The sequence below is a fragment of the Brevibacterium sp. GP-SGM9 genome (assembly GCF_047300845.1).
In the GTDB taxonomy this organism is placed as follows: Bacteria; Actinomycetota; Actinomycetes; order Actinomycetales; family Brevibacteriaceae; genus Brevibacterium.
In genome coordinates this window covers 2,170,567-2,191,101 of the sequence record NZ_CP178563.1, presented here as the reverse complement: position 1 = coordinate 2,191,101, position 20,535 = coordinate 2,170,567, and the positions used below count along the sequence as shown (strand labels likewise).

Here is a 20,535-nt window from a genome sequence, read left to right as displayed (position 1 = left end):
GACGATCGGCGGAGACCGGAAACTGTCCGGAGCCTCCAAGGGATCGCAGGTTCAATTTCCATGGGCACCTCTCGCCCCAATACCTCACCCGTTCCCGCGCAACCACTCCAACACTTGCCCGGCATGCTCATTCGGCGGGAAGATCGGGTAGAAGACGTGCTCGATCACGCCATCGCGGATGATCAATGTCAGACGCGCGTAGAGACTCTCGCGACTTGGGGCGGAGAACGTCGGCAGGTTCAGCACCTTGCCCAGGGCGAACGCCTCGTCGGAGATCATCGGGAAAGGTAGCCGCAGACGGTCGACGACTTCGGCCTGGTAGACGGGGTCCTGACTCGAAAGTCCGTAGACCAGCTCTGCCCCCGCTGACTTCAGATCGTCGAAGTGGTCGCGGAAGTTGCAGGCCTCCGTCGAACAGCCGCGCGCTCCGGGGATCGAATCCCAGCCGTCCGGCAGATCCACACCAGGACGGCCGGTGAGAGGGTACAGATAGATGACAACCCTGCCTGGTCCGAGGTTGCCAAGCTTAATGCTGCCGCCGTCGCTGCTCGGCAGAGTCAGGTCCGGTATGGCGGTTCCGGGCAAGTGATCGGCGGCCCCATCATCCTCGGGAACCGGCAGGCCATCGGGGAGGGTCGTGTAGTCAGTCATCGTGTTCTTCTCCTTGTCGAATCCGCGTGCGGCGCTCTGATCAAGCCGTGCGACCAGCCGCGCACGATGGGCGGTGAGCGAGGCGACGAGACGGTCGATCTCGTTGATGCTGCGGCGGTACTCCGCCAAAGACGACACGCAGTCGTCGCTGTGCTCGCTACCGAGCTTCAGACACTCGACGAACGGGCGTGTGGCCCGGACGCTGATCCCGGCGGCGGACAGATCGTGGATCTCTGCGAGGATCCGCACGTGGTCCTCGCCGTAGTCCCGGTAGCCGTTCGCGTTGCGCTCGGGACTCAACAGCCCCAGACGCTCGTAGTAGCGCACGGCTTTCACCGTCACACCGGCCCTCCGGGCAGCCTCTCCGATTCGCATCGTCACCTCCGAGAAGAACGTTAGACCTTGCCCTGCGGGTCAAGGTCAACTCTTGCAGGTGACCGTCTCGCGGCGCTTCCACTGCTTTCGCATCGTCTGAGCTGACTTCCCGGGAACCGCAATTAGCCTGGGAGTATGGATGAGACGAGCGGAAAGACCGGGCCCAGCCAACTGGATGCGAACGACTACGATGCCTTCGCAGAGGCCTACGCCAAAGAGAACGACGGCAGTCTCGCCAACGCCTACCACGAACGCCCCGCCATGCTCGCCCTGGCCGGAGAGGTGGCCGGCCGCAGCATCCTCGATGTCGGCTGCGGTTCGGGAGCCCTGTCCGAGGCTCTGCGTGAGCGCGGCGCCTCCGTCACGGGCATCGATGCCAGCGCCGGGATGCTCGCCTTGGCCAGGCTGCGCCTCGGTGAGGATATCGAACTGTATCGGGTCGACCTCAACGATCCACTGCCCTTCGACGACGGCATGTTCGACGATGCGATCGCCTCACTGGTTCTGCACTATCTGGAGGACTGGGAACCGGCGCTGGCCGAGCTACGCAGGGTTCTGCGGCCTGGCGGTCGTCTGCTCGTCTCCGTCGACCACCCCATCATCGCCTATACGATCCGCGAGCCTCGTCCGGACTATTTCGCCACCACCAGCTACGAGTTCGACTGGGAGTTCGGCGGTCGGCGCGTTCCGATGCGGTTCTGGCGCAGGTCGCTGCAGGAGATGCTCGATGCCTTCGCCTCGGCGGGGTTCCTCATCAGGACCATCACCGAACCGCAGCCCCTGCCGGAGGCCCGCAATCGTCATCCCGAGGACTTTGCCCACTTATCGACATCGCCGGGTTTCCTCTTCTTCGCCCTCGAATCCTGAGCCTCTACCGGGGACCCGGGCGACCAGATGCCCGCACGGATAGATGCACTCAGGCGTCGCGTCCCACGGGTCGGGCTCGTACTTCTCGCCCGATGCGCGGATGAAATCGTAGTCGAGCGACCGAGAGAAGCGTGCATCCACTCCCGGGTGGGAGACTGGTCGCATGATGCAGCAGGCAACCGAAGTGACTCGCCCCCAGGCGAGCGGTCGAGCGACGAGCATCGCCGCGCTGCTCTTTGCGATCGCGGCGGTGGTCGTCTGGTTCCCAGGGTTCGTCTTCGTGGTCCTCGACGGTCTCTCCGGCCTCGGGGCTTCGTCGGAGGGCGGCCCTCCCTACGATGCCCAGCACCTGCTGCCAGGGCTCGTGCTCACGAGCGTCGCGCCGTTCGTGCTCGGGGGTGTCGCTCTCGTCCTCGGCCTCATCGGCAGACGCCGGGCCCCTCGAGCCGCAGGCACGTCGAGAATGGCCACGTCCGCGATGGCGATGGGCGGGATCGCGTCCGGCCTCGGACTGCTCTGGATTCTCCTCGACCTCGCGACAGACCGATTCAGTTACGCGCTCTCGGTGCTCTGATCGCGATCGGCACCGCGCGGTGCTCGAGCGAAGTGGTGCCGTCTGCTCTCTCCATGCAGGATCGCGACAAACAGCGATAAGAACAGCACAGAGGAACAACCTAGAGAGCCGGGTCGGTCCCGGGGGTACCCAGCGACCGAGGGATCTGACTGGCTGTATTTGAGCTGACGTTTCGGGAAGCGATCCGCACGGTCGACAGGCCCCGGTGCGCAAGCATCTCGGTGAGCTGCCTATGCCTGCTTCTGCCGATCATCAGCAAGGTGTTCGGCCGCTCGAAGATCAAGCGGCAGGAGAAGGAGTTCGTGTCATGAGCATTCTGGTGGGGCATGGGGCGACGCTGCGAGTGGCAGCGTCGCCCCGGCGACGGTGATAGCGGCTCCCTGCGCCACGATGCGGCGACGCAGGGAGCCTGAGCTCAGAACCAGCCGATGACGACCTGGATGGTCACCCAGATCGTCAGCAGGGTGGTGAGCACGAGGACGATGTTCTCGAAGATGTTCGCTCGGTGCTCCCCGAAATTGCTCTTCCTGTTGGCGAGGATGAGCAGACCGACAGCAACCAGCGGCACGATGATCGCCTGCAGCCCGGTGACGAAGACCGCCATGGTGACGAAGCCCGGCATGCCCGGAAATGCCCAGATGATCGGCGAGATGAGGATGAAGAGGCTGAGCCACTTGAAGCTCGGATCGTCCTCGAGGCGGCTTCCGTAGCGTTCGCGCCGGGCGGGCCGCACGATGTGCATGCAGTCGACGATGACTTTGGGGAAGCCGTTGGCGAAGCCGACGACGCTGCTGTAGAGGATTCCGAACGCGCCGAGATAGAAGACGATTCCGCCGATGGTTCCGAGGTGTATCGACAGCGCTTGGGAGATGTCATCGAGGTTGGTGACCTCAATGCCGTTCGGCCGCAGGATCTCGGCACCGACGACCCAGATCGAGAGGCTGATGACGATGGCAGACGAAATCCCGAACAGGATGTCGTTGCGCTGGAGCTTCTTGTAGCCGATGCCTCTCCAGCCCTTGTCGCGAACGTAATAGGGGTAGAGGAAGTTCGCCATCGAGCCGGCGACTGCTCCGATCAATGACAATGCCACGGCGAAGACGCCGATCGCTCCGGTGTTGTCGGGGATTCCGAACCCGATGGTGCCGCGAACGATCTCACCGACATCGGGAACACTGTAGATCGCAAGTCCGAGGAACACCACCGTCATCATGGCCAGGAGCAGCTTCATGATGTTCTCGATCGTCTTGTAGACGTTCTTGCCGATCACGAAGATGCTGGCGACGACGAGGACACATGACCAGAGGAACGGATCGCCGATGGTGATGATCTTCGCCAGAGCCTCGCCGGCACCGCGAACCATATAGCCGTTGAGCAGGTGACCGCTGATGAGTGCGGCGATGCCGATGGCCCAGGGGTACCAGCGGGCGACATCGTTGTAGCCCTCGATGATCGACTGGTTCTTCAGGTTGAGGACCTGATAGCGGCCCATGATGTTGACGATGACGAATCGGATGAGCAGGGAGGCGGCAAGCAGCCACATGAGGTTGTAGCCGTAGTTCGACCCCGACACCGAGGCGGTGACGAGATCCCCGGCCCCCATCATCGCGAGGACGGCGATGATGCCGGGGCCGAATTCGCGGAGGCTTCCGAGGATTCCTCTCTTTCTCGGGGCGCCTGCGCCGGTGTCTGTCTCGGTCTGAGCATCGTTGCTCGGGGAACTCATATGTATTGGATCCTTTCGGCGGGTCCGGTCAGATCACCAGCGCGGAGCCAGTGCCTGGTAGTCAGGGTCGAGCTTCTGCATGTAGCCGGTGTCGTCGCGATTTCTGATTCCGCAGTCGAGGTAGCGCTGGTGCAGGGCGGCGAGTCTGTCTCGGTTCAGCTCCACGCCCAGCCCGGGTGCTTTCGGCACCTCCAGGCTTCCGCCTTCGAAGTGGAACGGGGCACCGGCGACGACATCGTCCTCGGGGTTCTTCCACGGCCAATGGGTGTCGCAGGCGAAGTCGATGTTCTGAGTCGACCCGGCCAAATGGAGCATGGCCGCGAGGCTGATGCCCAGGTGCGAATTCGAATGCATCGACAAAGACATTCCGAAGGTCTCGGCGATGCCTGCCAGCATGCTCGACCTGCGCAGCCCTCCCCAGAAATGGTGATCGGAGAGGATGATGTCGATGCTGCCTGCCGCGATCGCCTCCGGCAGCTGAGCGAAGGCGACGACGCACATGTTCGTCGCCAGCGGCATGGAGGCCGAGGAGCGGACCTCGGCCATCCCCGTGATACCCGGCGTCGGGTCCTCGAGGTATTCGAGCGTTGAGGCCAGACGCTCGGCAACGCGGTTCGACGTCTCGACCGTCCAGGCGGCATTGGGGTCGATTCGCAGCGGCACCTCGGGGAATCGGGTCGCAAGAGCCTCGATGGCTTCCGCTTCCTGATCCGGGGCGAAGACGCCTCCTTTGAGCTTGAGAGCCCTGAATCCGTATTCGGAGACCATCTTCTCGGCCTGCCGGACGATGCCGGCGGGATCGAGAGCCTCACCCCACCGGTCATCGGCATGTCCCGGATGCCCGGCCCATTTGTAGAACAGGTAGCCGCTGAAGTCGACCCGCTCGCGCACGCGACCGCCGAGAAGCTCGGAGACGGGCAGACCGAGTTTCTTGCCCTGCAGATCGAGGAGTGCCACCTCGAACGGTGAGAAGACACGATCGAGAGTGGAGGAATCGGTGATCATTCCGCTCATCCCGTGCCCACCGGCGCTGGAATCCTTGGCCAGAGCCTCGTCGACTCTGGTGCGCGCGTGGTTGATGTCGAAGATGTCCGTGCCGATGAGTGCCTCGGCTGCGAGGGTCAGTCGCGCCTGGTGAGCCTCATCGCCGTATGTCTCGCCAAGTCCGTAGGTGCCGGAGTCGGTGATGACTTCGACGATGGTGCGGATGGCGAAGGGCTCATGGACTCCCACCGCATTGAGCAGGGGCGGGTCGGCGAAGGCCACCGGGGTGATGGAGATATCGACGATGCGCTCGCGTGAGGTCGGTGTTCCTGTCATTGCAGTGTTGTCCTCAGCCGATCGTCACGGTCTCGACTGTCCAGGCACGCGCTTGATCACTGAGCGTGATTCCCAGACCGGGGCGGTCGGGCACGATCATCCGACCGTCCTTGGTCTCAAGCCGCTCGTTGAACAGCGGGTCGAGCCAATCGAAGTGCTCGACCCAGGTCTCCCGCGGGTAGCACACGGCCAGATGAAGGTGGATCTCCATCGCGAAATGCGGGGCGATGTCGAGTGCCGCCTCATCGGCCAGCGTGAGCAGGCGCATGAATTGCGTGATGCCGCCGACTCGCGGCGCATCGGGCTGGACGATGTCGCAGGCCCGGGCATCGATGAGTGCACGGTGCTCGGCGACGGAGCTGAGCATCTCACCGGTGGCGATCGGGGTGTCCAGGGTGCGGGTCAGTCGGGCATGTCCCTCCACGTCATAGGCATCGAGGGGTTCCTCGATCCAGACGAGGTCGAGGTCATCGAAGGCCCGCCCCATGCGCAGAGCGGTAGCTCGGTCCCATTGCTGATTGGCATCGACCATCAGCGGTGCATCGCCGATGTGCTCGCGCACCGCGCTCACGCGTCGAATGTCCTCTGCGCTGTCGGGCAGGCCGACCTTGATCTTGATTCCGCCGATGCCGTCGGCAAGCGATTTCGACGCACGGTCCTTCACCTCGTCGATGGAGGCGTTGAGGAAGCCGCCGGAGGTGTTGTACGTCCGGACCGAATCCCGGTGGCTGCCGAGGAACTTGGCCAGGGGGAGATCCGCGCGCTTGGCCTTGAGGTCGTAGAGGGCGATGTCGATGGCGGCGAGCGCCTGGGTGGCCAGTCCTGAGCGACCGACCGAGGCCCCCGCCCACAGCAGCTTCGTGTAGAGCTTGGCGATGTCGTTGGGATCCTCGCCGAGGGCCGCCTCGGCGATCTCCTTGGCGTGGGCGTACTGGGCGGGACCGCCGGCGCGCTTCGAGTAGCTGAAGCCGATCCCCGAGTTCCCCTCTGCGGTCGTGATCTCGGCGAAGAGCATCGCCACCTCGGTCATCGGCTTCTGCCGCCCGGTGAAGACCTTGGCATCCGAGATCGGCACCTCCAAGGGCAGTCGGATCGATGACAGGGTGATCGACGTGATCGCATCGGGATGGTACGCCATATGTGCTCCTCAGAAATGCCGATTCGAAGTCGATCTCGTCACGGCAATCGGCGGTGCCCGAACGAGTCGTGTGCCGACACCATGACATACGTGTTCGCCCGCAGAGGCCAATACCTTTAATGCATGAACTGATATCGAATGGGGCTTAGACAGGCATCACAGAGGACCCTAGAGTCACTTCCGAATCACCTCAATCGAAGATGTCAGAAAAGGAAGCACCATGGCCCAATTCTCCCCTCAGGAACTGGCGACACATCTGAAGAACGGTCTGCTCTCGTTCCCCGCCACGGCCTTCAACTCGGACCTCAGCATTGACGAGGATCGCTACCGTGACCACATCGCCTGGCAGTCCAGCTACGAGGTTGCCGGCCTGTTCGCAGCCGGCGGCACCGGTGAGGGCTTCAGCCTGAGCCCCGACGAAGCAGCCCGAGTGGTCTCCCTGGCCGTCGCCGAATCCCGGCCCGAAGTACCGGTCCTGGCATCCGCGGCGGGACCGACCGTGCAGGCGGTGCGCAACGTCAAGGACGCGGAAGCGGCCGGGGCCGAAGGTGTCCTGGTGCTCCCGCCCTACCTCACCGAATGCGATCAGGACGGCCTCTACCGCCACGTCGCCGCGATCTGCGAAGCGACGAACATCGGCGTCATCGTCTACAACCGCGCCAACGCGATCTACTCCGCCGAAACCGTCGCCCGCCTCGCCGACAACCATGCGAACTTCATCGGCTTCAAGGACGCCATCGGCGACATCGAGCACCTGACCAAGGTCTATGCGAAGAACGGCGACCGCCTCTTCTACCTCGGCGGGCTGCCGACGGCCGAGACCTTCGCCCTCCCGCTCCTCCAGTTGGGGATGAGCACCTACTCCTCGGCGATGTTCAACTTCGTCCCCGAGTTCGCTCTCGACTTCTATGCCGATGTGCGAGAACAGAATCGCACTGCGGTCACGGAGAAGCTCAATCGCTTCGTCCTGCCCTACCTCGACATCCGCGATCGCGGAAAGGGATTCGGCGTCTCCATCGTCAAGGGCGGCCTCAAGGCCATCGGACACGACAGCGGACCAGTGCGACCACCGCTGACCGACCTCAGCGAAAAGGACATCGCTGACCTCGGCGCGCTCATCGACGCCGCCGGAATCCGTCCCGCCACAGCCGAGAAGATCGGAGCCTGATCGCCAATGACAGAACTCACCGGCCAGTCCCTCATCGCCGGCGCCCAGCTCGCCGGCAACGGCGGCTCCACACGGGCCGTCGACCCCTCCACAGGGGAGAAGCTCGCCCCCGACTACAGTTTCCTCGACTCCACTCAGGTCGATGAGGCGATCGCGGCGGCGGCCGCGGCCTTCTCCTCATATCGCAGCACGACCCCCGAGGCCAGAAGCCGCTTCCTCGACGCGATCGCCGCGAACATCGAAGCGGTCCGGGAACCGCTGGTCGAGCGGGCGATGTCCGAGACCGGGCTTCCGCAGGCACGGCTGACCGGAGAGGTCGGCCGCACCGTCGGACAGCTGCGCCTCTTCGCCGAGGTGGTCCGCACCGGGAACCACCACGGTGCCCGCATCGACCCGGCCCTTCCCGACCGGACCCCTGCGCCGCGACTCGACATCCGGCAGCGCCGAGTTCCGCTGGGACCCGTCGTCGTCTTCGGAGCCAGCAACTTCCCCCTGGCCTTCTCCGTTGCCGGCGGCGACACCGCCTCGGCTCTGGCCGCAGGCTGCCCCGTGATCGTCAAGGCCCACAATGCGCACCCGGGCACCGGCGAAATCGTCGGCCGGGCAATCGCCCGAGCCGCCGAAGAGACCGGGATCGACAGCGGAGTCTTCTCGCTCGTCTACGGGCCGGGCTCCTCCGTCGGTCAGCAGCTGGCCGCTGACCCGCGCATCGCGGCCATCGGATTCACCGGTTCGCGCACCGGCGGACTCGCACTCGCCGCCACCGCGGCTGCTCGTCCCGTGCCCATCCCCGTCTATGCCGAGATGAGCTCGATCAACCCGGTGATCCTCCTCGAAGGCGCACTGGGCGACGAGGGGACCGGAGCCCAGGGGCTCGCCGCGCAGTTCGTCACGTCGCTGACCGGATCGAGCGGTCAGCTGTGCACAGCCCCCGGGCTGGTGCTGGTTCCGACCGGAGCCGCCGGCGACGCATTCGTCGCCGCCACGGCCGAACTGCTGCGCGAGCAGTCCGGGCAGACGATGCTCACCCCCTCGATCGCCGAGGCGTTCGACCGAGGGGTTTCGAAGCTCGCCGCTCAGGACGACGTCACCGAGGTGGCCCAGGGCCAGCCGGGTCAGGAAGCCAATGCTCCCGCACCTGTCGTGTTCACCGCCTCGGCGGCCGCGCTGAGCTCGAACAGTGTGCTCAGCGAGGAGATCTTCGGTGCCGCATCTCTGCTCGTCCGCTATGCCGATGTCGACGAGCTTGCGGCCACACTCGCAGACGTCGAAGGACAGCTGACGACGACCATTCACGCTGCAAAGTCCGACCACGAGGCGGCAGGCCGACTGCTTCCCACACTTGAAGACCTCTGCGGTCGAATCCTCTTCAACGGATGGCCGACGGGAGTCGAGGTCGGACACGCGATGGTCCACGGCGGGCCGTTCCCGGCGACCTCGGCTCCGGCGACAACCTCGGTGGGCAGCCTCGCCATCGACAGGTTCCTCCGGCCGGTCGCGTATCAGGCGATTCCCGCCTCGCTGCTGCCCGAGCCGGTGCAGGATGAGAACCCCTGGTCGGTCGTGCAGATGATCGACGGAAAGGTGAGATAGAGACATGGGCGAAACGGTTCGACCGACCATCGCCGCCGTTCGCGTCGTCCCCGTGGCCGGGCGCGACTCGATGCTGCTCAACCTCTCCGGGGCACACGGGCCCTACTTCACCCGCAACATCGTTCTCGTCACCGACAGCGATGGACGGACGGGGCTCGGTGAGGTTCCCGGCGGAGAGAACATCAAGTCAGCAATCGAAGAGGCCGGAGGAGAGCTGATCGGTCGCCCGGTGGCTCTGGTCAATCGGATCGTGTCCGAGCTGCACGGGAAGTTCGCCGCAGTCGACGCCGGAGGCCGAGGCAACCAGACCTTCGATCTGCGCGTCGGCGTGCACGCGACCGCCGCGCTCGAGTCCGCGCTACTCGACCTCCTCGGACAGTTCCTCGGGCTGCCGGTGGCAGACCTGCTCGCCGCAGGCCAGCAGCGAGACGCCGTGCCGATGCTCGGGTATCTCTTCTACGTCGGCAACCCGGACGCCACCGATCTCGACTACCTGCGTGAGCCTGAGGCTACCGGCTGGGATCGGCTGCGTCGCGAAGAGGCGCTGACCCCGGAATCGATCGTCACCCTCGCCGAGGCGGCTGCCGAGAAATACGGGTTCAAGGACTTCAAGCTCAAGGGAGGTGTGCTCGCCGGCGACCGTGAGGTCGACACCGTCACCGCGCTCGCCGAGCGCTTCCCGGACGCTCGGATCACCCTCGACCCCAATGGCGGCTGGCTGCTCGAGGACGCCATCCGCTATGGGCATGCACTCAACGGCGTCGTCGCCTACGCCGAGGATCCCTGCGGCCCCGAGGGTCGCTTCTCCGGGCGCGAAGTGATGGCCGAGTTCCGTCGTGCCACCGGGCTGCGGACGGCGACGAACATGATCGCCACGGACTGGCGGGAGATGGCCCACGCGATCCGTGAGTCATCTGTCGACATCCCCTTGGCCGATCCGCACTTCTGGACGATGTCCGGCTCTCACCGAGTCTCCCAGATGTGCCACGACTTCGGTCTCACCTGGGGTTCGCACTCGAACAACCACTTCGATGTCTCCCTGGCCATGTTCACCCATGTCGGTGCCGCCGCCCCAGGCGAGATCACCGCGCTCGACACCCACTGGATCTGGCAGGACGGTCAGGAGCTGACAACCGAGCCGCTGCGGATCGTCGACGGCGAGATCGCTGTACCGCAGACACCGGGCCTCGGCGTGACGATCGACGAGGACAAACTGGCCGCGGCCCACGAACTCTACGTCGAACACGGTCTGGGATCGCGCGACGATTCGGTGGCCATGCAGTACCTGGTCCCCGGATGGTCCTTCGACGCGAAACGACCCTGCCTGGTCCGGTGAGACGCGTGCGGTGCAGCCTGCTGACCGCCTCCGCGCCCGAGAAGTGCACTGAATGAGTCAGGATGCACCGGTTGCAACCGGTGCATCCTGACTGAATCGGTGCAGAGCGGCCCGGCCACCCGCGAACGCCGCCCGCTTCAACTCACCCAGAGTGCGAGCACGCAGGCGGGCACGAGGACGATGACGAGGAGCAGTCCGAACCGGGCGTAGCGACGCCAAGAGATGTCCACGTCGAGACTCGTCAGCCGCTGATGCCACAGCAGGGTCGCCAGCGATGCCCACGGTGAGATCAGCGGGGCCAGGTTGACGCCGATGAGCAGGGCGCCCATGCGCAGCGGGGACTCGGCGATCGGGGTGAGTGCGAGGAATGCCGGCAGATTGTTCACCGCGTTCGCACCCAGTGCGCCGACCGCCGCCACCTGCAGCAGGCTGCCGAGGTCCTCACCTGTGCCGCTCGCCGAGGCCAGCAGCGTCCCGAATCCGTGGGCGTGGGCGGCCTCGACGAGGACGAAGAGGCTCGCCGCGAACACCAGAGTGCGCCACGGGACGAGGCTCGGGCTGAGCACTCGGGGCCTGCGGATCGCGAACGCCGCCAACAGAACGAGCGCGGCGCCTCCGGCGACGATGGCCACGTCCGCGCCCGAGATCAGCAGTGGCACGAGCAGGCCAACGACGATCATGCCGACGATGAGAAGCGGACGGTCAGCCACCTCGGCGGGGGCGGTCACCGTGTACCTGCCGGTCAGGGACCTGCGGTAGATGATCGAGAGCGCAGCGACGGTGATGACCACGGCAGTCAGGGTCGGGGCCCACAGGGCGGAGGTGAAATCACCCGGGTGCGGCCCGAAGGTATCGGCGGCGATGAGGTTCGTCAGATTGGAGACCGGGAGGAACAGGGACGCTGTGTTCGCCAGCCACACGGTGGCCAGGGCGAAGGGCAGGGGAGAGAGGCCGACCCGGCGGGCGAGGACGACGACGATCGGGGTGACGAGGACGGCCGTGGTGTCGAGTGACATGAAGGCCGTGATGAGCACGATCATGACGAGCACGAGCGACCACAGCAGGATCACACGACCCCGACCCCAGGCCGCGAGGTGCGAGGCGAGGACGGTGAAGACCCCGGCCAAGCTCGCGAGTTCGGCGACGATCGTCACCCCCAAAACGAAGGCGAGAACCGGCCCGGTGGTCGCTGCCAGCTCGCCGAGCTGCGGACCGGGCACCAGACCGGCGACCACGACAAGGAGCGCCGCGGCCGCGAGGATCCCCGTGATGATCCGGATCCAGTGCCGCCGCGTCGGACCGGACACGGAATCACTCACATGTGCAGGGTACGCCGGGGCCGCGCGAGGCACCATCCGCCGTCTGTCGTCTGCGGTGTTCCCCGCGCGCCGCACCATCCTCGGGGCGACGGCGTACCTTGGAACCATGGCGCATCCGCAGATGTTCGATGACGACGATCCGGTGCTCGCCCGGCTGCGGGCGATCGCGCTGAGCCTGCCCGAGGCCATGGAGAAGGTCTCGCACGGTCGCCCGACCTTCTTTACGAAGAAGGTCTTCGCCTACTACGGGGGTGCACGCAAGCACGTGACCGGCGAGATCGAACAGCACCCTCACTCCGTTCTCGTCCTCCTCGATCCCATGGACGCCGAGGTGATGCTCGAGCGACCGGACTCCTTCGTTCCCATGTATCTCGGTCCGACCGGGTGGATCGGCCTCGAAGTGTCAGGGCTGGACGATGAGGAGCTGCGGGAACTCATCGTCGATTCGTACCGGAACACCGCCTCGGCGAGGTTGGTCCGGCAGGTGTCGGCGGGGGAGTGAGGCTCGGGTAAGCGATGCGTCGGGATCGGTATCCACACCACCACGCGGAACATCACCCTGAGACCAACCCGCCACCGGTAAGGTCGGATCCATGAGCTCACGCATCGTCATCACCACCGACTACCTCCACTCGGGCGACACCGTCGACACGATGCTGCGTGAGCGCGGTCTCGAGCCGGTCTACTCGCCGACAGGAGGCGGTCGCACAGACGAGGAGAAGCGAACACTCTTCACCGGAGCCGGCGGAGCGATCGCCGCAAGTGAGCCGGTCACCCGCGAGATGCTCTCCGCCGCCACCGACCTCAAGGTCCTCGCCCGCGCCGGAGTCGGCTACGACAACGTCGACCTCGACGCCGCAGCCGAACTCGGCATCCGAGTCTGCAATACTCCCGAGGTCAACCATCACGCCGTCGCCGAGATGACACTCGCCCTCATGCTCGCCAGCGCCCGCCGCCTCGCGACCGTACTGAGCGGAGTCGCCTCCGGCGGATGGCCGCGGGAAGCCGGGACCGAACTGCGAGGGAAGACGCTCGGAGTCATCGGCTATGGCCCCAGCGGCCGAGCGATGGCCGCACTCGGCACCGCTTTGGGTATGCAGGTTCTCGTGTCCACAGGCCACCCCGACGTCGACCCCGCCTCCGGGATCGACTTCGCGGACTTCGACACGACGGTGAGAGCCGCCGACTACCTCACCCTCCATGCCCGGGCCACCGGCACCCCGGTCATCGACGCCGAGACCCTGGCGGCAATGAAGGACACGGCCGTCCTCATCAACACCGCCCGTGGTTCACTTGTCGACGAAACTGCCCTGGTCAGCGCCCTGCGCTCGGGGCAGATCGCCGGTGCCGGACTTGACGTCCTCGAGCGCGAACCCATCATCGAAGGCAACCCGCTGCGGACCATGGACTCCGTCGTCATCACTTCCCACCTTGCCGGGCAGACCGTCGAAGCGCGCGAACGCGCCGGAATCGCCGCAGCCCAAGCAGTCATCGACGTCCTTGAGGGGCGGGAACCGCGCGGGTTCGTCGTGTGAGGAGCGGTTTCACAACGAAGAGCAGAACCAGCCCCACCGCCACCAGAATCAGCCCGGCGAGGAATCCGTAGAAGGGGAACCCGTGCTGCGTCACGGAGAACTCTTGACCGCCGACGGTGTCCCCGCTGCAGGTGAGGCTGGGAAGCAGGTAACTGGCAGTCACGGAGAATCCCAACACCTCTTCGCCGCCGACGTCTCTCGGGCAGATCCCGAATCCACCGGACTTCGACGCCGAATACCACTGTAGATACTGGCCGAGCAGCATCAGCGGAAGCAGGAAGCCCCCGACCCCGATGAGGCGTAGCGGCCACCGATCCCGACGGGGTTCGGAGAACGGCGAGCGGTACAACGTGACCAGCCTGGTCACCGTGAACGCCAGCAGTACGCCGAGGAGGACCGCGAAGCCCAGCGCCGCGAGCCCGGCCGACATGACGAACATCGCCGAGGTGACCCCAGAGTATTCGATCATCGAGTAGCCGCCGTCGTGGGTCGAGGCGAAGCAGGTGAAACCGAAAGGGGCGCGATCGACGAGTTCCACCGCGTCCGGATCGGCGCCGAAGTCGTCGATCAGATCAGAACAAGTCTCGGCAACACCGCGAGACTGAGCCACCGACGTCGAGATCCACGAAGTCACCCACTGCGCCACGTGGAGAAGCAGAGCGAGCGCCAAGCCGACGCACGGAAGCAGAAACGCCGGCTGCCAGCGTGATAGGCGCCGGGCGAAGCGAAGGGGCGCCTGCGCCACGGCTCGCACTCTCATCTTCATGCTCAAACGCTAACCCAAGAAGCGTTGTGAGAACCCGTGGTCGACGAAGTTTCAGCGGTCCTCACAGTCGGTGCACCCCCTGGCCAGCCCCACCTCGGCGGTCATAGGGTGGGGATATGTCGACATCAGCGCAGAACCCAGCCATCCCCACTCTCGACCTCAACGACGGCCGTCCGATCCCGCAGCTCGGCCTCGGCATCTACGCGATGAAGGGCCAGGAGGGCGTCGACGCGATCGTCGGCGCCATCGACTCCGGCTACCGACTCCTCGACACCGCGGTCAACTACGAGAACGAACGCGAGGTCGGCGAAGCCGTCGCGAACTCACCGGTCGAACGGTCCGAACTCTTCGTCACCTCAAAGATCCCCGGCCGTCACCACGGCTTCGACGAGGCGATCGCGAGCACCGAGGAATCGCTGGCCCGGCTCGGACTCGACTACCTCGACCTCCACCTCATCCACTGGCCCAACCCCAGCGTCGGCAAGTACATCGACACCTGGCGCGGGCTGATCGAACTGCGCGAGCGCGGGCTGGTGAAGTCCATCGGCGTCTCGAACTTCACCGAGGCGATGCTCGCCGAACTCATCGAAGTCACCGGCGTCACTCCCGCCGTCAACCAGGTCGAACTCCATCCGTACTTCCCGCAGGAGAAGCTCATCGAGTTCCACCGGTCAGTCGGCGTGCAGACCGAAGCCTGGTCACCGCTCTACCGTGACCAGGGACTGTTCGACGAGGCCCCCATCGCCGAGGCGGCCGCCGCCCACGGCGTGGAAGCGGCCCAGGTGGTGCTGCGTTGGCACATCGAGATCGGCAGCCTGCCGATCCCGAAGTCGGCGAACCCGGAACGTCAGCGCAGCAACGCCGACGTCTTCGGCTTCCACCTCACCCCCGCCGAGGTGGCCGCGATCTCCGGACTCGAGCGCGGTCGGATGAAGGACCGGGATCCGCTCACCCACGAAGAGATGTGAGGGTCACGTCGTGGGGGAGTACAGCTCGCTGATCCCCATCCGGCTGGGTGGCGGGAATGCGATCTGAGCTCGCGCGGTCTCAGTGCCGAAGGCGAAGAGCAGAAATGCGACCAGTCGTTGTGAGAGTTCGTGTGTGTGCCGACCCGATGCGGAACTCAGACCGGAATTGGCCAGCAACACCATCGTCAGGTCGCTGACGGCGAAGTCCTCCCGCAGCATTCCCGCCCGCTTCGCGCGGTCGACGAGCTGAGAGAACTGTACCTCCGCCTCACGTCGTTTCTCATCGACGCCGTGCCGGTGCCCGGGCCCGGGGTCGGGATTGGGATTGGGCCCGGAATCGGATTCTGGCATCTCGGAGTCCTCGGCTGCGGCGCGGGTCGAGAGGAACGCCTCGGTGAATCCGCGATCCTCGATCTGCATGCGACAGACCTCCTCGATGAAGCGGCGGAAGCCGTTCCACGGATCGGGGTCGGACACCGCCTCGAAGAGCACCGATTCGCAATGATCGAGTTGCGTGGCGAAGGCCTCTTCGACGAGGCTCTCGCGGTCAGGGAACCGCCGGAACAGCGTGGCCACGCCGACTCCCGCCCGCCGGGCGATCGCACTCATCGGCACATCGAGTCCGCGTTCGGCGAAGAGCTCGGTAGCGGCGGCGAGGATGCGCCGCCGGTTGAGTGCCGCATCCGAGCGAAGTTTCGTGCTGCGGGAGGCGTCGATCTGAGACTGCTCGGGCATATCTTCTCTCACTTCCACGGAAACGGAATCACCCGGTCGCATTCGACCTTAACCTAAGTGGAAAGCACCTTCCAGATCAGGATGGGTGGGTCGAAACCCGGCGATGGGTCGGAGAAGAGGCAAGCAGATGAAGATTCTCATGTTCGGTCGCGGAGTGATCGGCACACAGTACGCATGGGCGCTCGAGACGGCCGGGCACGAGGTCGACTTCTATGTCCGTCCGGGCCGGGCCGCCGACTATGGCCCGCACGTCGACCTCGAGATCAGGGACGGCCGCCGCCGACGCGGCGATCGCGAGGTCAGGCGGCGCTGGCCGATCACGATGCGCGAGGAGCTGACCGCCGATCATGACTACGACCTCATCATCCTCAGCGTCAATCACGACCAGATGGCCACCGCCGTCGAATTCCTCGCCCCTCGTGTCGGAGAAGCGACGGTGCTCGTCTTCAACAACATCTGGATCGAGCCCACACAGGCGGTGGCCGGAATCTCCGAGGACCAGATCGTGTGGGGCTTTCCCGGTGCCGGCGGCGGATTCTTCGACAGCACCCTGCGCGGCGGCATGGTCAAGACCGTCTTCCTGGGTCTGCTCGATCGTGAGAAGCCGTCCGAGCGTGACAGGGCGGTGCACGAGCTCTTCACTACGGCCGGGTTCTCGGTCTCCGAAGTGGCGGACTTCCGGAGTTGGCTGTGGTTCCACTTCATCCTCGACGCTGCCATCATGATCGGAATCCTCCGCTCCGGCGGCTTCCGCGAATTCGTGGGATCACCCTCCGCGGTGCGGGAGTCGATGCTGCACGTGCGGGAGATGATCCCCGTCCTCGAAGCCAAGGGCGGCACTCCGCGCCTGGGGGCCAAGGCAGTGAGCCTGATCCCGGCCGGTCTGCTCGGCTTCGGTCTGCGCAGACTCCTCGGCGGCGACGGCGGCTTCGGCTATCTCATGGATCAGGCGATGGGAAGCGGCCACGGCAACTATGAGATGACCAGCATCTATCCGCGTGATGTCCTCGTCGAGGCGAGACTCCTAGGAGTCCCTGTGCCGAGATTGACCGCTCTGGAACCCGTGTTCGAGTGACTGCGGTCTGACAGAGACCCGAACGAAGTCCTTCATGAGATGCAGCGCCGTCTTTCGGGATACAAGCGGATCCCGAGCGGCAATACGATAGCCCAGGTAGTCCTCCATCGACATCAGGGTCATCGCGATGTCCCGTGCTTCCTGTTGCAGGTCGAAGTCGCCCGCGCGAGAACCTGCCGCGAGGAGAGATTCATAGAGTCCGACTTGGCGGTGGTAGATGGCTTGAACATCGGATCGGTTCTTGAGGTCGAAACCTGCATCGAGAATCGCCATCCAGATGACTCGCCATTCCGCGTCTTCGGGACCTGTCGGCAATCCGGCCTCGATTACGGCCTCCAGCCGCTTCTCGTGATCGGCGATCGTATCGATGAGCGCGAGGCGGTCCTCGTAGAATCGGGTGTTCGAACGCGCCGCGAGTTCGGCGGTGAGGCTCTCGATGTCGGAGTAGTAGTACCTGATTGCGTTGGTCGTCACACCGAGTCTGTCTGCCACCTGGGCGAGGCTCAGCTGCGCAAGATCCGTCTCTCCGACGAGTGAGATCGCTGCCCGAAGGATATCCTCCCGACGTTGCGCTTGAGTGATTGGTCGCGCCACTGCGCCTCCTCGCTCCTCGTTCGGCTGCTGAGTATTCAGGTTACCGACTGCGCAATGAGATTTCGGTCGAGGGGTTGTGCTCCACGCCACATTACGCCATTATTTTCACATTAGGAAAATAACTGGAGGAAAACTGTGAGAGCTCGTGATCTCGGCATTGTGGTCGGTACCCATCGGACCGGCACGCTCAATGCAATCACCGATGTACCCGGTGTCAAGCTCGGATATTCCACCCTCGGGGGAGTGCCTTCCGGTGGGGAGAAGACGACCGCGAACACTGGGGTGACGACGATCCTTCCTCACGAGGACATCTGGACGCAGCCCGTCTTCGCTGGTGCTCATAGGCTCAACGGCAGCGGTGAGATGACCGGACTCGAATGGATCAGGGAGGCCGGCGAACTGACGTCGCCGATCGCGCTGACCAACACTCACAGCGTCGGACTCGTTCGCGATGCGCTGGTCAAGGAACAGGTGGCGCACCGTGGTCCGGGACCGTATTGGTGTCTGCCTGTCGTAGCCGAGACCTATGACGGGTTGCTCAATGACATCAATGGTCATCATGTTCGCGAGGAGCATGTCTTCGACGCACTGCGCACAGCCTCATCCGAGCTGCCGGAGGAAGGCAATGTCGGCGGTGGCGCTGGGATGATCTGCTACGAGTTCAAGGGTGGATCGGGAACGTCGTCACGAATCCTCGACACCTCTGCTGGCAGCTACACGGTGGGAGTGTTCGTGCAGGCGAATCACGGCAGGCGAGAGCGACTGAGCGTTGAGGGGGTTCCGGTCGGGCGACGTATCGGCGCCGAGGTGGTTCCCACTCCGGATGCCCCGACCGTTTACGAACGGGGATCGGGGTCGATTGTCGTCATCGTCGCTACCGATGCGCCTTTGCTGCCGCATCAATGTACCCGCCTGGCCCAGCGCGCCGCGCTTGGAGTCGGCCGGATGGGCGGAACCGGTGAGCAGTACAGCGGTGACCTGATGCTGGCATTTTCAACCGGAAATCGTGGCCTTCCGCCTTATCTGTGGGACGAGAACCCACAGATCGAGCGGGCAACGATCGAGCTGTCGATGATCGCCCCGCAGCTCATGACCAGCTTCTTCGATCTCGTGATCGAAGCAACGGAAGAGGCCATTCTCAACTGTCTCGTGTCCGCTGAAACTGTCACTGGACCGACTGGAATCACGGCACACGCCATCGACCACGAGTTGCTGATGGCGGCCATGGCCGACTGACCGAATGCGAAATCGAATCAACCATTGAGCATCAAGGAGGTCGCCATGGGAAACACCGATTCGAAGAACACTCACCAACCGGCGCAGCTGACGGGTCGGCTGGGATCTATGGGCATCGTCTTCATGGTAGTTGCCGCGGCAGCACCATTGACGGTCATCGGCGGCAATATGCCGTTGGGTATCGGGCTCGGCAACGGGGCGGGTGCTCCCGTCGGATTCCTCATCGCGGCGTTGATACTGCTCCTCTTCTCCGTCGGATTCGTCACGATGACCCCTCACGTTCGTGAAGCCGGGGCCTTCTTCTCCTATGTCACACTGGGACTCGGCAAACGGGCCGGAATGGGAATCGCGGTCGTGGCGCTTGTCTCGTACACGGCAATCCAAGTCGGCATCTATGGCTACATCGGATGGGCGATCGATGACACCGTGCGCTTCTACGGTGGTCCTTCAATCCCGTGGCCCATCTATGCCCTGTTCACTCTGGCGATCGTCGCATTCCTCGGATACCGTCATATCGACCTCAGTGCAAAGGTTCTCGGGGTTGCACTCGTGGCCGAGATCGGGATCGTCCTCGTCTTGGACTTCGCCATTCTCATCAACCCCGGACCGGCCGGGATCACGGTCGAGTCATTTGCCCCAGACACATTTCTTGACGGTGCCATCGGCGTCGCCATCCTCTTTGCGCTCACTGGATTCATCGGATTTGAATCGACCGCTGTCTTCCGCAATGAGGCACGCTCGCCGGAGCGCACGGTTCCTCGCGCCACCTACATAGCCGTGCTCATCATCGGCGGGTTCTATGCCTTTACCTGCTGGGCGTTCGTCGTGGCTATCGGCCCTGACTCAATCGCCGAAGTGGCGCAACGGACCCTGGATGGTGAAGCGAACATGCTACTCGACACGACGAACGATCAGTTGGGCCATGTCGGTCGCGACATAGTCAATGTTCTGCTTCTCACCAGTCTCTTCGCTTGTGTTCTGTCGTTCCACAACGTGATCGCTCGCTACCAGTTCGTTCTTGGCGGCATGAGGATCCTGCCCAAACCTCTTGCTGCGGTGCATCCGAAGCATCACTCACCATCGGTGTCCTCGCTGGTTCAGACAGGTACGGCTCTCATCCTCGTTGTGGTCTTCGCCATCTTCCGAGTGGATCCGCTGGTGGGTGTCTTCGGTTCGATGGCCGGAGTTGCGACTGTTGGAATGACTGTTCTCATGCTGTCGACTTCGATCGCGGTGATCGTCTTCTTCGTCCGCAATTCGGCGGCTCGAGCCGGTCGGAGATGGCGGACGATTCTCATCCCGATTCTTGCTTCCGTGGGGCTTCTGGCTGGCATGGGCCTGGTTCTCTCGAATTTCACTCTGGTCACAGGTGGCAGTGTCCGATTGAGTGCTGGTCTCGCTGCGATTCCTTTCGTCGCACTCATCGTGGGTTGGCTCATCGGACGAGATCGCAGGGGTGTGGCCGAAGAGCCCTCGAATGCGAACTGAGTTCCGCCGGAGTCGCAGCGCGGGGCAACCTCGGCTCACCGCGTACACTGATCCCTCGCTCTGCGTGCAGC

At 64.4% G+C, this 20,535-nt stretch carries 19 protein-coding genes; 11 read left to right on the top strand and 8 right to left on the bottom strand.

Annotation, left to right across the window (positions count from 1 at the left end; all coding sequences use genetic code 11):
• Positions 1–84: 84 nt before the first annotated feature.
• Positions 85–1,026 carry a MerR family transcriptional regulator gene (locus ACH82I_RS09885; protein ID WP_269067299.1) on the bottom strand — a complete coding sequence of 314 codons (942 nt, stop codon included), beginning with the start codon at positions 1,024–1,026 and terminating at the stop codon, positions 85–87.
• Positions 1,027–1,161: 135 nt separating this feature from the next.
• Between ACH82I_RS09885 and ACH82I_RS09880 the strand changes: the two genes are divergently transcribed.
• Positions 1,162–1,893 (top strand): class I SAM-dependent methyltransferase, encoded by a 732-nt coding sequence (locus ACH82I_RS09880; protein WP_230745326.1) that lies wholly within the window; start codon positions 1,162–1,164, stop codon positions 1,891–1,893.
• A gap of 163 nt (positions 1,894–2,056) precedes the next feature.
• The gene (locus ACH82I_RS09875) at positions 2,057–2,467 is read left to right on the top strand and encodes a hypothetical protein (protein WP_230745324.1); all 411 of its coding nucleotides are present in this window, start codon (positions 2,057–2,059) and stop codon (positions 2,465–2,467) included.
• A 415-nt stretch (positions 2,468–2,882) separates the two neighbouring features.
• Here ACH82I_RS09875 and ACH82I_RS09870 read toward each other — a convergent pair whose 3' ends face one another.
• The 3 genes from ACH82I_RS09870 to ACH82I_RS09860 are packed head-to-tail and all read right to left on the bottom strand — an operon-like array spanning position 2,883 to position 6,651.
• Positions 2,883–4,193 (bottom strand): Nramp family divalent metal transporter, encoded by a 1,311-nt coding sequence (locus ACH82I_RS09870; RefSeq protein ID WP_413332263.1) that lies wholly within the window; start codon positions 4,191–4,193, stop codon positions 2,883–2,885.
• Between the two features lie 33 nt (positions 4,194–4,226).
• The gene (locus tag ACH82I_RS09865; protein ID WP_230745320.1) at positions 4,227–5,513 is read right to left on the bottom strand and encodes a glucarate dehydratase family protein; all 1,287 of its coding nucleotides are present in this window, start codon (positions 5,511–5,513) and stop codon (positions 4,227–4,229) included.
• 13 nt (positions 5,514–5,526) lie between these two features.
• Positions 5,527–6,651 (bottom strand): L-talarate/galactarate dehydratase, encoded by a 1,125-nt coding sequence (locus ACH82I_RS09860; RefSeq protein WP_413332260.1) that lies wholly within the window; start codon positions 6,649–6,651, stop codon positions 5,527–5,529.
• 220 nt (positions 6,652–6,871) lie between these two features.
• Here ACH82I_RS09860 and ACH82I_RS09855 point away from each other — a divergent pair, with 220 nt between their 5' ends.
• From ACH82I_RS09855 to ACH82I_RS09845, 3 genes are read left to right on the top strand one after another with little or no spacing between them, the layout of a single operon-like run.
• Positions 6,872–7,819 (top strand): 5-dehydro-4-deoxyglucarate dehydratase, encoded by a 948-nt coding sequence (locus ACH82I_RS09855; protein ID WP_230745317.1) that lies wholly within the window; start codon positions 6,872–6,874, stop codon positions 7,817–7,819.
• A 6-nt stretch (positions 7,820–7,825) separates the two neighbouring features.
• A complete protein-coding gene (locus ACH82I_RS09850; RefSeq protein WP_413332258.1) occupies positions 7,826–9,412 on the top strand; it encodes an aldehyde dehydrogenase (NADP(+)) in 1,587 nt (528 codons plus the stop codon).
• 4 nt (positions 9,413–9,416) lie between these two features.
• Positions 9,417–10,748: an enolase C-terminal domain-like protein gene (locus ACH82I_RS09845; protein WP_230745313.1), complete on the top strand. Its 1,332-nt coding sequence runs from the start codon at positions 9,417–9,419 to the stop codon at positions 10,746–10,748.
• A gap of 137 nt (positions 10,749–10,885) precedes the next feature.
• Here ACH82I_RS09845 and ACH82I_RS09840 read toward each other — a convergent pair whose 3' ends face one another.
• A complete protein-coding gene (locus ACH82I_RS09840) occupies positions 10,886–12,067 on the bottom strand; it encodes an SLC13 family permease (protein ID WP_230745311.1) in 1,182 nt (393 codons plus the stop codon).
• A gap of 106 nt (positions 12,068–12,173) precedes the next feature.
• Here ACH82I_RS09840 and ACH82I_RS09835 point away from each other — a divergent pair, with 106 nt between their 5' ends.
• Complete coding sequence (locus tag ACH82I_RS09835) at positions 12,174–12,569, top strand: MmcQ/YjbR family DNA-binding protein (RefSeq protein WP_230745310.1); 396 nt, start codon at positions 12,174–12,176, stop codon at positions 12,567–12,569.
• A 91-nt stretch (positions 12,570–12,660) separates the two neighbouring features.
• Complete coding sequence (locus ACH82I_RS09830; RefSeq protein WP_413332256.1) at positions 12,661–13,602, top strand: phosphoglycerate dehydrogenase; 942 nt, start codon at positions 12,661–12,663, stop codon at positions 13,600–13,602.
• Here the strand turns inward: ACH82I_RS09830 and ACH82I_RS09825 are convergent.
• Positions 13,556–14,368, bottom strand: a complete 813-nt coding sequence (locus ACH82I_RS09825; RefSeq protein ID WP_413332254.1) for a hypothetical protein — start codon at positions 14,366–14,368, stop codon at positions 13,556–13,558. The genes ACH82I_RS09830 and ACH82I_RS09825 overlap by 47 nt on opposite strands.
• 116 nt (positions 14,369–14,484) lie before the next feature.
• Between ACH82I_RS09825 and ACH82I_RS09820 the strand changes: the two genes are divergently transcribed.
• Entirely contained in the window at positions 14,485–15,336 is an 852-nt protein-coding gene (locus ACH82I_RS09820) for an aldo/keto reductase (protein WP_413332252.1), read from the top strand.
• Between the two features lie 3 nt (positions 15,337–15,339).
• Here ACH82I_RS09820 and ACH82I_RS09815 read toward each other — a convergent pair whose 3' ends face one another.
• Positions 15,340–16,071, bottom strand: coding sequence for a TetR/AcrR family transcriptional regulator (locus ACH82I_RS09815; RefSeq protein WP_413332250.1), 732 nt, complete (start codon positions 16,069–16,071; stop codon positions 15,340–15,342).
• A gap of 127 nt (positions 16,072–16,198) precedes the next feature.
• On the opposite strand from ACH82I_RS09815, the gene ACH82I_RS09810 reads away from it, so the two are divergent.
• Complete coding sequence (locus ACH82I_RS09810; RefSeq protein WP_413332248.1) at positions 16,199–17,146, top strand: ketopantoate reductase family protein; 948 nt, start codon at positions 16,199–16,201, stop codon at positions 17,144–17,146.
• Here the strand turns inward: ACH82I_RS09810 and ACH82I_RS09805 are convergent.
• Positions 17,096–17,740 (bottom strand): TetR/AcrR family transcriptional regulator, encoded by a 645-nt coding sequence (locus ACH82I_RS09805; protein WP_413332246.1) that lies wholly within the window; start codon positions 17,738–17,740, stop codon positions 17,096–17,098. The genes ACH82I_RS09810 and ACH82I_RS09805 overlap by 51 nt on opposite strands.
• Before the next feature lie 135 nt (positions 17,741–17,875).
• On the opposite strand from ACH82I_RS09805, the gene ACH82I_RS09800 reads away from it, so the two are divergent.
• The gene (locus tag ACH82I_RS09800) at positions 17,876–18,976 is read left to right on the top strand and encodes a P1 family peptidase (protein ID WP_413332244.1); all 1,101 of its coding nucleotides are present in this window, start codon (positions 17,876–17,878) and stop codon (positions 18,974–18,976) included.
• Between the two features lie 45 nt (positions 18,977–19,021).
• Positions 19,022–20,464, top strand: a complete 1,443-nt coding sequence (locus ACH82I_RS09795; RefSeq protein ID WP_413332243.1) for an APC family permease — start codon at positions 19,022–19,024, stop codon at positions 20,462–20,464.
• Positions 20,465–20,535: the final 71 nt, after the last annotated feature.